Origin of the sequence: Halorubrum sp. CGM5_25_10-8B, from assembly GCF_005435095.1 — an archaeon.
Classification (GTDB): Archaea; Halobacteriota; Halobacteria; order Halobacteriales; family Haloferacaceae; genus Halorubrum; species Halorubrum ezzemoulense.
Map to the genome: position 1 here is coordinate 148,095 of NZ_SGTY01000002.1, position 13,810 is coordinate 161,904.

General features: G+C 68.2%; 12 protein-coding genes. 3 read left to right on the plus strand and 9 right to left on the minus strand.

Annotated elements, in window-relative coordinates; translation table 11 throughout:
- Positions 1–15: 15 nt before the first annotated feature.
- From EXE51_RS02305 to EXE51_RS02330, 6 genes are all read right to left on the minus strand, one after another.
- Entirely contained in the window at positions 16–459 is a 444-nt protein-coding gene (locus tag EXE51_RS02305) for a metal-dependent transcriptional regulator (RefSeq protein ID WP_049932320.1), read from the minus strand.
- A 43-nt stretch (positions 460–502) separates the two neighbouring features.
- Positions 503–988, minus strand: coding sequence for a rubrerythrin (locus tag EXE51_RS02310; protein WP_049932324.1), 486 nt, complete (start codon positions 986–988; stop codon positions 503–505).
- 139 nt (positions 989–1,127) lie between these two features.
- Entirely contained in the window at positions 1,128–2,342 is a 1,215-nt protein-coding gene (sufD, locus tag EXE51_RS02315; protein ID WP_137691962.1) for a Fe-S cluster assembly protein SufD, read from the minus strand.
- Between the two features lies 1 nt (position 2,343).
- Positions 2,344–3,774 (minus strand): Fe-S cluster assembly protein SufB, encoded by a 1,431-nt coding sequence (sufB, locus tag EXE51_RS02320; RefSeq protein WP_129452286.1) that lies wholly within the window; start codon positions 3,772–3,774, stop codon positions 2,344–2,346.
- 52 nt (positions 3,775–3,826) lie between these two features.
- Positions 3,827–4,753, minus strand: coding sequence for an ABC transporter ATP-binding protein (locus tag EXE51_RS02325; protein WP_049931712.1), 927 nt, complete (start codon positions 4,751–4,753; stop codon positions 3,827–3,829).
- Between the two features lie 146 nt (positions 4,754–4,899).
- Positions 4,900–7,698: a DNA-directed DNA polymerase gene (locus EXE51_RS02330; RefSeq protein WP_137691963.1), complete on the minus strand. Its 2,799-nt coding sequence runs from the start codon at positions 7,696–7,698 to the stop codon at positions 4,900–4,902.
- A 102-nt stretch (positions 7,699–7,800) separates the two neighbouring features.
- On the opposite strand from EXE51_RS02330, the gene EXE51_RS17650 reads away from it, so the two are divergent.
- The 3 genes from EXE51_RS17650 (at position 7,801) to EXE51_RS02340 (ending at position 8,987) form a co-directional block, all read left to right on the plus strand.
- Positions 7,801–7,974 carry a hypothetical protein gene (locus tag EXE51_RS17650; protein WP_167373101.1) on the plus strand — a complete coding sequence of 58 codons (174 nt, stop codon included), beginning with the start codon at positions 7,801–7,803 and terminating at the stop codon, positions 7,972–7,974.
- A 97-nt stretch (positions 7,975–8,071) separates the two neighbouring features.
- The gene (locus EXE51_RS02335; protein ID WP_086216173.1) at positions 8,072–8,494 is read left to right on the plus strand and encodes a hypothetical protein; all 423 of its coding nucleotides are present in this window, start codon (positions 8,072–8,074) and stop codon (positions 8,492–8,494) included.
- A 25-nt stretch (positions 8,495–8,519) separates the two neighbouring features.
- Entirely contained in the window at positions 8,520–8,987 is a 468-nt protein-coding gene (locus tag EXE51_RS02340) for a hypothetical protein (protein WP_086216174.1), read from the plus strand.
- Positions 8,988–9,368: 381 nt separating this feature from the next.
- Here the strand turns inward: EXE51_RS02340 and rad50 are convergent, their stop codons facing one another.
- Genes rad50 through EXE51_RS02355 form a run of 3 tightly spaced genes read right to left on the minus strand, consistent with a single transcriptional unit; the run spans position 9,369 to position 13,785 of the window.
- Positions 9,369–12,056 carry a DNA double-strand break repair ATPase Rad50 gene (gene rad50, locus EXE51_RS02345; protein ID WP_137691964.1) on the minus strand — a complete coding sequence of 896 codons (2,688 nt, stop codon included), beginning with the start codon at positions 12,054–12,056 and terminating at the stop codon, positions 9,369–9,371.
- Positions 12,053–13,372, minus strand: coding sequence for a DNA double-strand break repair protein Mre11 (gene mre11, locus EXE51_RS02350; RefSeq protein WP_137691965.1), 1,320 nt, complete (start codon positions 13,370–13,372; stop codon positions 12,053–12,055). Before mre11 ends, rad50 begins: the two co-directional genes overlap by 4 nt.
- Positions 13,369–13,785 (minus strand): hypothetical protein, encoded by a 417-nt coding sequence (locus EXE51_RS02355; RefSeq protein ID WP_137691966.1) that lies wholly within the window; start codon positions 13,783–13,785, stop codon positions 13,369–13,371. The genes mre11 and EXE51_RS02355 overlap by 4 nt, the downstream gene beginning before the upstream one ends.
- Positions 13,786–13,810 lie beyond the last annotated feature (25 nt).

A 13,810-nucleotide genomic window follows, 5' to 3' on the forward strand; every position in this document is an offset into this window, starting at 1 on the left:
GTTTCTGCGGCCGTTTTACTGCTGTTCCGGCTCGACCGGCCCCGGCGCGATCTCCAAACACGCGCAGGCGTCGGACTCCGGGTCGAAGCAGTCCGGACACTCCGGCTGCCGGTCGATGATCGTGTCGAGCCGCTCGGCGACCGTGTCGTCGATGACGGCCTCGAGCTCCCGGGCCTCGGCCTGATAGTCCTCGACCGCGAGGACGTTCGCGAGGAACCGCTCGATGATACAGTAGGTCTGGAGGGCGTCCCTGGCCCGGACGATGCCGTCGTCGGTCAGCTTGACGCCCTTGTACTTCTCGTGTTCGGCGAGCCCGCGCTCTTCGAGCTTGCCGATCATCTCGTTGGCGCTGGCCGGGCTGACGCCGAGCGCATCGGCGATCGACCCGGTCGAGGCGGGTCCGTCTTCGCTGTCCTGTACGACGTATATCGTCTTGAGGTACTGATCTGCGGTGTTCACGGCTGTCCTCCGTCGGCGCTCGTCGGCGACTCGTCTGTCCGGTTCATCGGCGCTCCATGACCTCCGTGACCTCGCGTACGCCCTCGGCCTCCTCGTCGCGGATCGCCGCCAGGGTCGCGATCAGCTCCTCGCGGTCGACCGAGAACGACCCGTCGGACCCCTCGATCGCCTCGATGAGGTCGTCGTAGAACTTGTACGCCGTCTCCTCGTTGCACAGCTGGTCGTACAGCACGTCGTCGAAGTCCTCCGGCCGCGTCCGCCCGTAGCGGGCGTCGACAAGCGACTCGATCTCGTCGAACGGGACGCTGTCGACGCCGAGCCCGTCGATGAGCGACTCCAGCCGCTCGCGGTGGTCCGCCGACTCCTCGGCCGCGTCCGCGAGGAGCGTCTCCACCTCTGCGTCGAGTTCGGCGTCCAACTGCTGGTAGTGGCGATGCGCTCGCGCTTCGACGACCTCCTCCAGCACGATTCCGATCTGGAGCAGCCGCGCGAGTTGGTCGTCGGAGGCGACCCGCTGGCTCACGCTCACCGCGACCACCCGAGACGGCACGATACGCGGGTTCGCATACGAACAACTCGGGCGTCGTCGGTCTTAAGCGGTTCCCCTCGCTCGCCGGTCGCTCCGGGACTCCGGGCAGGGCTGAAAAAATCCGTTCGGCGCCGGCGGCTTACTGGAGCCGCTCGAAGACGAGCTCCTCGACGTCGTCGCGGAACTCGTCGACCGCGATTTCCTCTAGGACGGGCACGAAGAAGCCCTCGACGAGCATGTTCCGGGCCGTCCGCGAGTCGATCGAGCGGCTCTCGAGGTAGAACAGGTCCTCGGCGTCGACCTGTCCGACCGTCGCGGAGTGGGACGCCTCGGTGTCGTGGTTGTGGATGATCAGCTTCGGCGACGCGTCGGCCTCGGCGTCGTCCGACAGCATCAGCGTGTTTTCGCGCTGGTAGCTGGAGGTGTTCCACGCGTCCTCGCCGACGTCCTGAACGCCCTCGTAGACGGAGCGCGCCACGTCGTCGAGCACGCCGCGGGTGACGAGGTCGGCGGTCGTCTGCTCCGCCTGGTGCCACACGCGGGCGTTGATGTCGAAGTGCTGGTCGTCCGTGCCGAAGAACGTCCCGACGATCTGGCTCTCGGAGCCGTCGCCCTCGAGCTCGGTTTCGATGTCGGAGCGGGTGAGCTTCGAGCCGAAGTTGCTCTCGATCCAGTCGACCGTCGCGTACGTGTCGGTCACGCCGCGCTTCAGCGAGTAGGTGTAGGCGTCGTCGTCGAGGTTCTGGAGCGAGCCGAACTGGACGTTCGAGTTCTCGCCCGCGACGACCTCGACGAGGTTCGAGAAGTACCGGTCGCCGCTCACGTCGGCGTCGCCCGACGTGATCGACTCGAGGATCGTCACCGACGACGACTCCTCGGCGACGACGAGCGTCTGGCTGAACAGCGAACGGGAGTTCATCTCCGCGCGCACCGTCACGTCCTCGACGTCGACGCCCTCGGGGACGTAGACGAACGTACCGGTGGTGAACAGCGCGACCGAAAGCGCCGTGAGATAGTTGTGTTCGGGGTCGAGGACGGAGCCGAAGTTCGCCTCGATGACGTCGCCGTACTCGGCGAGCGCCTCGGTGAACGGCAGCACGACGACTTCGTCGTCGCCCGCGGTCCGCTCGGTCTCGTCCGCCTGGTTCAGCGGGTCGACGAGCGACTCGAAGTCCAGCGCCTCGAGGTCGGTCCAGCGGCGGCCCGGCGTCTGGATGACGTCGGGCAGCTCCGCGGTCTCCAGCGCGGCCAGCGCGCTCAGACGGGTCTCCAAGAGCCACTCGGGCTCGTCGCGTTCGTCGGCGATGCGTCGTACCGTGTCCTCCGAGAGGCTCTCGATTGCTTGCGTGCTCATGTTATCCGAGCGAGCCCTCCATCTCGAGTTCGACGAGGCGGTTCAGCTCGACGGCGTACTCGATCGGCAGTTCCTCCGTGATCGGCTCGATGAACCCGGAGACGATCATCTGTTTGGCGTCGTCGTCGTCGAGCCCGCGCGACTGGAGGTAGAAGATGTCCTCGTCGCCGATCTTGCCGACGGTCGCCTCGTGGGCGACGTCGACCTTCGACTCGTTGATCTCCATGTACGGCATCGTGTCCGACGTCGACTCGTTGTCGAACATCAGCGCGTCGCACTCGACGGCCGTCGAGGAGTTTTCGGCGCCGTCCGCGATGTGGACGAGCCCGCGGTAGTTGGTGCGGCCGCCGTCCTTCGCGATCGACTTCGACTCGACGGTCGACTTGGTCTCGGGCGCGTTGTGGTACACCTTCGCGCCGGTGTCGATGTCCTGGCCCTCGCCCGCGAAGGCGATGGTGATGTGGTTGTCGGAGGCACCGCGGCCCTTCAGGATCGTCGAGGGGTACAGCATCGTCGCCTTCGAGCCCATCGAGCCGGAGATCCACTCCATGCGCCCGCCCTTCTCGGCGATGGCGCGCTTCGTGTTGAGGTTGTACGTGTTCTTCGACCAGTTCTGGACGGTCGAGTACTGGACGTGGGCGTCCTCGCCCACGAACACTTCGACGCCGCCCGAGTGGAGGTTGAACGCCGAGTACTTCGGCGCGGAACAGCCCTCGATGTAGTGGACCTCGGAGCCCTCCTCGGCGATGATGAGCGTGTGCTCGAACTGACCCATCCCCTCGGAGTTCATCCGGAAGTACGCCTGGACCGGCATCTCCACGGTGGTGTTTTCGGGGATGTAGACGAACGAGCCACCCGACCAGATGGCGCCGTGAAGCGCCGCGAACTTGTTGTCGCTCGGGGGGACGCACTTCGTCATGAAGTGCTCGCGGACGAGTTCTTCGTGCTCCTGGACGGCCTTGTCCATGTCACAGAAGATGACGCCCTTCTCCTCCCACCGCTCCTGCATGTTCTGGTAGACGATCTCGGACTCGTACTGCGCGCCGACGCCCGAGAGCGCGTTCTTCTCCGCCTCCGGGATGCCCAGCTTGTCGAACGTGTCCTGGATCTCCTCGGGGAGGTCTTCCCAGCTCTCGGCGCCGCCGCGGGCCTCGATGTCCGGGCGGATGTACGGTACGATCTCGTCGATGTCGATCTCGGAGAGGTCCGGCTGGCCGGGCCAGTCGGTCGGCATCGGCATCTCTTGGAACTGCTCGAGCGCGCGCAGGCGTCGCTCCAGCATCCACTCCGGTTCGTCCTTGTCCTCCGAGATGACGCGGACCGTCTCCTCGGTGAGACCCTTCTCGGTCTGGAAGGCGGACTTCTCCTCCTTCTTGAACTCGAAGCGAGCCTCGGTGTCTGTCTCCTTGAGGTCGTCCTGTTGTGAACTCATAGTGTATTGTTACTGATTCCCGTGTTTACGTGTGTCGCGTGCCCACATTCGGTTACGCCGCCTCGTAGGCGTCTTCGCGGACCCAGTCGTACCCCTCGTCCTCGAGCTTCTCGGCGAGCTCCGCGCCGCCGCTCTTGACGACTTCCCCGTCGAGCATGACGTGGACGTGGTCGGGCTCGACGTAGTCGAGGATGCGCTGGTAGTGCGTGATCTGGAGGACGCCCGTGCCCTGCTCGTCGCGGAGCGCGTTGATCCCCTTCGAGACGTCTTTCAGGCGGTCGATGTCGAGCCCCGAGTCGATCTCGTCGAGCACGGCGACGCTCGGCTCCAGCATCGCGGCCTGGAGGACCTCGTTCTGCTTCTTCTCGCCGCCGGAGAACCCGGCGTTGAGGTAGCGCTGCATGAACTTCTCGTCCATGTCGAGGAGCTCCATCTTCTCGGAGAGAATCTCCTGGAACTCGGCGACGCCGATCTCGCCGTCGTCGGCGGGGCCCTCCATCGGGGAGGTCTCGTACCCCTCGTCGTCGTCCTCGGCCTCGGCCTCGGCGGCCTCCTCCTCCTCGTCTTCGAACAGCTCCTCGCGCTCGTCCGCCTTCGCGTTGAGCGCCTGTCGGAGGAAGTTCGTCATCGTGACGCCCTCGATCTCCGCGGGGTACTGGAAGCCGAGGAAGATGCCGAGCGCGGCGCGCTCGTTCGGCTCCAGCTCCAGGAGCTCCCAGTGATAGTCCTCGTCATCGAGGTCGACGTCCACGTCGGCGACGTCGGCCTCGTCGAGGTGGAGCAGAATCTCACCGCCGGTGACCTCGTAGGCGGGGTGGCCGGCGATCACTTTCGCGAGCGTCGACTTCCCCGAGCCGTTCGGTCCCATCAGCGCGTGGATGTCACCCGACTCGACGGTCAGATCGACGCCGAGAAGGATGCGTTCGCCGCCCTCTTCCGCCACTCGTGCGTGAAGATCGTTGATTTCGAGAGTAGCCATATGTATTCTCGTGCCTCGTACATCGATGGTGGGGGTTGAGGGGGTTAATGGTTACGCATCTCCCCGTCAAAAATCGCATATCGACCAAGAAATTTTCTAGCAATCGAAAACTGCTTTCCAGAGAGCGCGTTCGCGCTCGTCGGCAGTCACATGAACGAGCCGAGTCCGGTCTGTTCTTGCCCCGTCTTCACCTCCTCCCACGACATCCCGAGCGCCTCGATCACGCGCTCTATCGGCCCCTTGAGCGTCTTGTCCAGCATCTTCTCCCAGTCGACCTCGAACTCCTCGGGCACCTGATCGGCGTACTCGAAGCAGATCACGTCCGGGTCGCGCTTGAACTCCCCGTACAGGGGGTCGCGCTGGGGGTCGAGCCCTTCCTCCTCCTCCATTCGCCTCCAGAAGCCCGGGTGGACCTTCTCGATGTACAGCCGCTTCGGCTTCGACCCGCTCCCGAAGTTCGTCCCGAGCATGCGGTTGGCGTACTTCGCGCCGCGGACCTGCGCGGTCGGCGTGTCGTAGGCGTCGAGCTGCTTGCCGATCCCGCCGGGGATCCCGATCTCGTCGAGGTCCACGTCGCCGTCGAGCACCCGCGCGATGACGCCTTCGAGGTACGACTTCACCTCCTCCATGTCCTCGTCGATGTCGTCGCCGGTGACGATCGTCTCGATGACGTTCTGTTGGACCTCCTTCGTGATCCCGGCGATGTCCGAGCGCTTGTACTCGAAGCCGGTGATGTCGATGTCGTCGACCTCTTTCCCCTCCTTCCAGACGATGTGGCCCGCGTACCGCTTCTTCTTGCCCGCCTGGAAGAAGCGCCGGTAGAGCTTCTCGAACTCGATCTCGAAGCGGTGCTCGTCGGCGTTGAGCTCGTCGCGCGCGAAGTCGTCGTAGCGCTCGTTGATGTGGTCCTCTATCTCGAAGGAGGTCTCGATCGCCTCCCGTTCCGACATGTCAGAAAGGGATAACATAACCGAGTCGGTGTCACCATAAGCTACCTGATAATTAAGCTCCTCTGCCGCCTCCTCCGTGAAGTCGATGACCTCGCGACCGGTCGCAGTAACGGCTGCCGCGCCCTCTTTGTCGTAGAGGCGGAACCGATCCCATCCCGTAACCCCATATAACGAGTTCATAATAACCTTGACAGCTCCCTGCTGCCGGTCGTACTGCTCGTACGGCTCGGTGCCCGGGTCGTGGTCGTTCCGGAGCGCCTTCTTCTCCTCGCGCTCGGAGAGCAGCTCGTCGACCATCTCGCGCATGATCCCGTCCGGCTCCTTCCGGAAGTGGGTCCCGTTGGGCGCGACGTACGTCTCGCCGCCGTACTCGTCGGGGTCGACCTTCGTCTCCGGGCCGGCGTTGATCGTCACCATACACATCGGGTAGAGGCTCTTCAGGTCCTGGACCGTCACCATCTCCTTGACGCCCGTGATCGGGTCGAAGACGGCCCCGCCCTCGAACTCCTCCGACTCCTGTTGGCCCTTCGTCGGGAGCGCGAACTTCCCGAACGCCTTGTGGAGGACGTACATGTCGACGGTGTCGCCCGGCGTCGGCGCGTCCTCGATCTTACAGCCGACGAAGGTGCGCACCTCGTCCCAGAACGCGATCACGTCCTGCTTGCGGTCGATCTCCACGCACAGCTCCACGTCGCGGATGCTGTACTCCAGTAAGCGCTCGGGGTCCTGCTCCCAGAGGTCGCCGATGTCGCCCGTGTAGCGCTCCTTACCGACGCCGAGCTCGCGCTCGCCGACCGCGTCGAGGCGGTACGACTCCAGCTCGGTGAACATCGTGCGTTTGTAGGCGTACAGCAGGTCGAAGACGACCCGCCCCTTCACGTCCGGGCCGCCCCAGCCGGAGCGCCACACCTCGCCAATCCGGGAGAGCCGGTCGACGTCGAGGTCGTACTCGCTCCCGTCGTCGAGCACCTCCAGCCGGTCGAGGACGTACGGCGCGTCGAAGTCCTCGAAGTTCCACCCGGTCAGGAGGTCCGGGTCGGTGTCGTCGATGTACTCGACGAACGCGTCGAGCATCGCGGCCTCCTCGTCGAACGTGCGGACCCTGAAGTCGACCTCCGCGCCGTCGCCGACGATCCCCTCGTACTCCGGGAGGTCTTCCGGCGGGGGAATCTCGGCCTCCGGCGCGTCGTACAGCCAGACGACGTACTCGTCCTCGTAGGAGTCGTGGCTGGTGAGACAGATGATCGGCTCCTCGCCGTCCTCGGGGAAGCCGCGGCGGTCGTCCACCTCGATATCGAAGGTGTTCACGCGCAGGTCGGCGTCGACCTCGGCCGGTTCGAGGTGCCCCTCGTGGACCTGAATCGTCTCTTCCCCGTCGTCGAGGCGTCGCTCCTCGACGCGGATGCCGCCGTTGATCCCGTTGTCGATCAGGAAGCGGTTCGGGAAGAGGATGTCCGCCTCGAAGCTGGTCGCGAAGTCGTCGCGGATGTTCCCCACGTCGCGCGGGGTACGGGTGACGATCCGGGTGAGCGGCTCGCCGCGGATGCTCTCGTAGGGCTCGCCGTCGGGGCCCGCCTCGCGCGTCCCGATCACCACGTCGTACTCCTCGACGGGGTCGCGGTCGAGGTCGGCCGTCGGGACGTAGAAGTACGGCTCGACGCCCAGCACGCGGAGGTGTTCGACCACGTCGTGGTCGGCGTCCTCGACGTGTTCCGCCGGTCGCCGGCCGAACACGTGGACGACCGGGTACTCGTCGCTGCCGTACCCCTCGACGGCGTAGTCGATCTGGGTGATCATCAGTTCGACGGTCCCCGTCGACTCCGGGAACTTCGCCTCGTCCACGTCGACCACGTCGTTCACGTGGCCCCGTCCGCCCCCGGCGACGACGGCCGCCTCCTGCGCGGCCAGCTCCTCCCGTTCGGTGTCCGTGTCGCCGTCGGCCTCGCCGTCCGCGTCCCCGGCCGACGAGAAGTCCGACAGCCCCGACTGAGTCATATCCGTCCTTCGGCGTCACCCGGCTAAAAAACACGGCTTTCGGGTGCGGCGAGGTATCCCGCCACGGAAAGGCATATATTGTGTGACTTCTTACCACGGCCCATGTCTTCGGATCCACGTTCCGGACCCCAGGCGGCTCGCCCGGCCGACTCCGACGCGGTCGACGCCGAGGTGGAGGTGTACGAGGACGACGGGAACGTGGTGCTTTTCGACGCGACGAACCCCCTCGCCTGGGTCGAAGCGAGCCGAACGGTGCGGCTCGCCGACGCGCTCTGACCGGCCCGCCGACCCCGCGCGCTCCGTCCGTCTCCTCCCGTAGCCGCGGCGTCGCCCGGACGGAACCCCTTTGCCCCGGCCCGGCGTAGGTGCGGGCGTGTTCAGCCTCGACGAGGACGACGAGGGCGAGATCTCCGTCGGCGAGAGCTCCGACGCCGAGCGGGAGATGACGCCCGACATCCCCAAAGCCCCGTCGGTGAAGACGTTCGACGACGGCGGTGACTTCGAGGGGGCGAGCGACGTCGACCAGGGGACCCTCCGCGCGTTCGTCGTCGCCGTCGTCTACGCCAACGCCGCCGTCCTCCTCGTCGCGCTCGGCCCCATGGTGTGGTTCTTCGAGGGGTGGTCGCGGGCCGGCCCGGCGCTGCTCGTCGCCGGTCTCCTCGCCGGGGTCCGAACGTACCAGACGTACCGGTCGTGGCGGCGCTCGCAGGGCGAGGCCGACGAGTCGGAGTCGGATCCCCCCGAAGAGGCCGATGACACTGATGCCGACTCCACCGCTGATCCCCCGGAAGCGTAATGTCCGACGGGGCGCTGGTTCGACCATGCAGACGGTCCGCGACGGCGACGGCGAGACGTACCTCCTCGTGAAGCGATCCGCCGAGTCGAGTCGCGTGCGCGACCCCGCGACCGGTGCGGAGCGGTACGTCGACAACGAGGAGCTCAGCGTCGTCGACGGCGAGTCGCCGCTCGCGACCGCCGCTTCGGGCGTGCCGGAGCCGGTCCGCCGGACGCTCGGGGCGGTCCGTGACGACCGCTCGCTCGGCCTGCTCGCGGTGGTCGCCGACGAGGGGCCGATCGCCGCGATCGACCTCCTCGACGCCGCCGACATGTGCGAGTCCGACCTTCACGGGACGCTCACGGAGTTCCGTGCGGCGGGACTGGTCGACGAGGCCGAGGTCGCGGGGCGACGCGGCTACGAGGCGACCCCGGTCGCGGCCGAGGCGCTGGGGCTGTTGCGGGACGGGTCGGCGGACGAGGGCGACGAGGTTGGTGAGGGCGACGGCGACTGATATCTCACATATAACCGCGATCTGCGGCCGGCTGCGGCTGTTCGCTTATAAATTGTTGATCTAGATCGACGGCGAACAGCTCAAAGCCCCGGCCGCGAGGCTGCCCATTTGAGCCCCACCCGACCGCGACCGCACGGCACCTCACGCCTCCCCAGCCTCGTCGGGCGCGTCCTTCGGGCTCCCTTCGGTCGCCCTCGGAGCGCCCGACTCCCTCGCGCGTGCTCCTCGCGGCCGCCGGTGGCGGCCGCTCGCAGGCACGCGCCGACGTGGAGGTGCGAGCCGTCGCCGCCGTCCCTCTCAGCGGCGGCGTCGCCGCGGGCTTCTACCGTTCCTGCCGCCGTCTGATATTTATAAAAGGACCCGGTGAAGCGGCGGTGACGCTCAGTCGTCCGCGAGCGACGCGACGTCGAGCTCCGCCGCGTCCTCCCGGCGGACGGTCGAGCGGTTCGAGCGCGGGTCCTTCTCGACGGTGACCAGCTCGTCGGCCGCGCCCACCAGCTCGTCGTCGTGGCTCACGATGACGATCTGGCGCACGCCGAACCCGCGCATCTCCTCGACCAGCCGGACGAGCCGCGAGACGTGCCCGGAGTCGAGGAACACCGTCGGCTCGTCGAGGATGAGCGGCGGCGTCGGCGCCGCGCCCTCGATCCCCTCCGAGAGCAGCCGGTAGATCGCGCAGCGCAGCGAGAGGTTGAAGAGGGCGCGCTCCCCGCCGGAGAGCTGCTCGGGGTCGAGCGGCTCGCCGTCCTTCTGGTAGACGGTGAGGACGTACTCGCCGTCGAGCTCGATGTGCGAGTAGGCGTCGTTCCCGTAGACGAGCTCGAACGTCTCGTTGAGCGTGCGCTCCAGCTCGGTGACGTTGCGCTGGCGGAGCTCCGCCCGCAGGTCGCCGTACATCGTCTCCAGCTCGCTCGTCTCTTCGTGGAGCGTCTCGAGCGCGTCCACCCGATCGCCGAGCGCTTCGCGCTCCTCCCGGAGCCCCTCTAGCTCGCGGATGTCGCCTTTCACTCCGCCGATCGCGTTCTGAAGCTCCTCTCTCCGCTCGTCGAGTCGCTCGAGCTCGCCGGCGACCCTCTCGAGGTACTCCACCGCCTCTTCCTTCCGCTCTTTCGCCGTCTCGACGGCGGACTCGTCGACGGCGTCGGCGAGCTCGTCGCGCCGCTCGCGCTTGTCCGCCAGTCGGTCGCGCCGCTCGTCGTTCACCTCCGCCAGGTTCTCGCGCTTCTCGCGGCGCCGCTCGATCTCGTCTTCGGCGTCCGCGATCGCCGACAGGCGCTCCTCGACCGCCGTCACCGCCTCACGGGCGTCCGCGACCGCCTCCAGATCGGCTTCGAGTTCCTCGACGCGCGCCGCGGCGGCCTCCGCCTCCTCGCGCTTCTCCGCGGCGACCTCACGCGTGTCCTCGGCCTCAGCGCGGAGCTCGGCGGCGCGCTCGCGTTTCTCCGCGGCCTGCTCGCGCTTCCGCTCCGCCGCCGCGCGCTTCTCCTCGGCGCGCTCTTCGAGGGTCGCGATCCGCTCGTCGATCTCGTCGAGTCTGTCCGCCGCGCTCGCGAGCTCGTCCAACTCCGCGACCTGCTCGTCGAGGTCGCCCTCGCGCTCGCGGGCGGCCTCCAGCTCGGATTCGAGCTCCGCCACTCGCTCGCGATCCTCGTCGATCCCGCTCGCGTGCGGCGAGTCCTCGACCGGCTGGCCGCACTCCGGGCACTTCCCGGCCGCGAGCAGCGCCTCCGCCTCCTCGACGCGCTCGCGGGCGTTCTTCAGCTCCGCCGACAGCTCGGCGATTCGCTCGCGGATTTCTCCCCGCTCGTCGCGCAGCGTCTCGCGCTCGTCGGCGACGCCGTCGCGGTCGACGTCGGCGGCCGCGAACCGTTCGCGGAGCTCCGCCGCCTCCTCGCGGAGCGTCTCGATCGACGACTCGCGCTCCGCCGCCTCCTCCGCCGCCGTCTCGGCCTCGTCGTCGAGGTCGTCGGCCTCGGACTCGATCTCCTCCGCGCGCTCGGTGCGGTCGTCGGCCTTCGCGGCGAGGTTCGTCGCTTGGTTCCGCAGCCCCTCGGCGTTCACCCGCGCGTCGTCGAGGTCCGTGCGGACCGATTCCTCACGGTCGTCGAGTTCCGCGCGCCGGTTCGCGACGGCCGCCTCGGTCGGCGCGTCGAGGCCGGCGTCGTCGAGTCGGTCGTCGATCGCGGCCTCGACCTCGGCGATCCGCTCGCGGGCCTCGCCGATCGCGTCGCGGTGGTCGTCGCGATCGCGCTCGGCCTCGCGGATCGCGGCCTCGATCTCGTCGATCTCGGCCTCGACCGACTCCAGCTTCTCCCGCTTTTCCGCGTGGGTCTCCAGCGTCTCCGCGGCCGCGTCGCGCGTCTCCTTCGCCTGCTCGCGCTGGGCCTCGTACCGGTCGATGTCGTCGGTGACGTCGCCGAGCTCGCCCTCAAGCTCGTTGAGCCGCGCGTGGAGGTCGCGGTCCTCCTTCGCGGCGATCTGCTCGTCGAGCTGGTCGAGCCGCCCGCGGCGGTTCTCCAGCACGTCCTCGACGCCGAGCCGGGCGTCACCGGCGCGCTCGCGGTACTCCTCCAGCTTCCCGAGCTGGAGGAGGTCGTCGATCGTGTCCTGCCGCTCCCGGGGCGTCGCGTTGATCAGCTTGTTCACCTCGCCCTGCCGGACGTACGCGCAGTTGACGAACGCCTCGGCGTCCATGCGCAGCAGTTCGGTGACGAACTCGCGGACGGCGCGCGCGCCGTCGCGGGCCACGTCGCTCCCGTCGGTCGACTCGAGCGTACACTTGTGGTCGATCCGACCGTCGTACGATTTGAGTCGCCGCTCGACCCGGTAGGAGACGCCGTCGTGGGTGAACCACAGTTCGACCTCCGTCTCCTCCTCGCCGTTCGTGATGACGTCTCCGAGGGTCCCGTCGAGCGCCTTCGACCCGTACAGCGCGAAGAAGCAGGCCTCAAGCAGCGACGACTTCCCGCTGCCGTTGAGCCCGTGGATCACGGTGACGCCCTCGGTCAGCCGCAGGTCGGCGTCGCCGTACGGCTTGAAGTTCGCGAGGCGGACGCGGTCGAACTTCACAGGTAGTCCTCCATGGAGACTTGGCCATCCGTCGACGCCGGGTCGGAGTCCTCGGGCTCCGCGGCCTCCGGCTCGGTGTTCGGCTCCGTCGGCTCCGACGCGTCGCCGTTCGGTTCGGCTCCGCCGCCGTCCCATTCGTCTCCGTCGGCGTCCGATTCGGCTCCGTCGCCGCCGGCCTCGACGGCGTCGAACGCGTCGAGATCACCGTCTCCGTCCAGCCGCTCCTCGACCCTGCGTTTCACCGTCTCGCGGACGTTCGCGTCGGAGACGGTGTCCTCGCGGACCGCGCGCTCCACGTCGCGCGCGGCGGTCGAGAGCGCCATCTCGTCGAGTCGGTCGCGGACCGCGTCCTCCGGGTCGGCGAAGCTCACGTCCACCTCGCCGTCGGCGTCGACCTCGCGTCGGTCGACGACGCGCGCGATGAGCGCGCCCTCGTCGGTCGCGAACTCCTCGACGGCAGCCGGCGTCACCGGGTCACCCTCCCCGGTGATCTCCACGTGGACGACCGCCTCCGCGAGGTCGAACTCGCGCACGCGCTCGCGGACCCGCGACTCGCCCTCGCCCTCGCGCAGTTCGACGGAGACGAAGACGAACGGGCGCGTGTCGAGCGCGCGGCGCCGGATCTCCACGCGGTCGTCGCCGCCCGCCGTGTCGGCGTCGAAGACGACGAGGTTGTAGCCGCGGCCCTCGCGTTCGCTCGCGCTCGCGCGCTCCGTCGACCCGGGGTACGTGACCCACGTGTCTGCGACCTCGGCGGTGTCCGGGGTGTGGTTGTCGCCGAGGAGCATCGCGTCGAAGGCGACGTTGCTCTCCGTCAGCACGGTCTCGGTGTCCCAGTCGGCGTAGCCGAACGGCTCGAAGAGACCGTGCGCGACCAAGGCGGCGTAGTCGGCGTCGTGGTCGGCGAAGGCGTAGTCGAGGTCGTCGCGCCGCGAGACGGGGACGTGGTCGAGGCCGTAGAAGGCGGTGTCGCCCACGACGACCGGCTCGTCGCCGAGCCGGGTGGCGAGCCCCAGCCGCTCGAAGAGGTCGAGCCACTGGCCGCCCCGCGTCGACTCGTGGTTACCGACGACCGCGAGGAGGGGGATTCCGGCGTCGTCGAGCCGACGGAGGACGGAAATCGTCCCCATCAGGTCTTGGAGGTCGGGCCGGCGGTCGTGGAAGAGGTCGCCCGCGTGGACGACCGCGTCGACGCCGCCGTCGACCGCGTCGTCGACCACGGCCTCGAAGGCGTCGAGGAAGTCCTGGCGTCTGACAGGCGAGTGGTACTGCGAGTACCCGATGTGGGTGTCGCCGGTGTGGATCACCCGTGTCATCTGTCCGCGTCTTGGCCGGTGTCCGGCTTAGGGATTCCGGGGCCGGAGCGGAAGTGATCGCGCTCGGCGCCGCCGTCTCGGTCGCCGATGCTGTCTCGGTCGGCGTCGCTCCCGGCGTTCGCCTCGCGGCCGTTTCCGGGGGCGTCGCCCGCCGCCGCCCGCCGGAACGACCGGTACGCGGCGAGCGCGTCGTGCCCCCGCTCGACGGCGGCGTCGTCGTCCGCGCGGTCCGCGGCGTCAATCGCTTCCGCCAGCCCGTCGAGCCCGATCGCGTCGACGAATCCGGCCGCGCGCCGGAGGTCGGATCGCGCGGCGTCCGCCTCGTCGATCACGGCGACGTACGGACATCTCGCGGTGTCGGTTCGAGTCGCGAGCGCGGCCAGCGCGCGCTTGACGGCGGTAGTCGAGACCACGGGACGACTGCCGCGGTATCGCCGA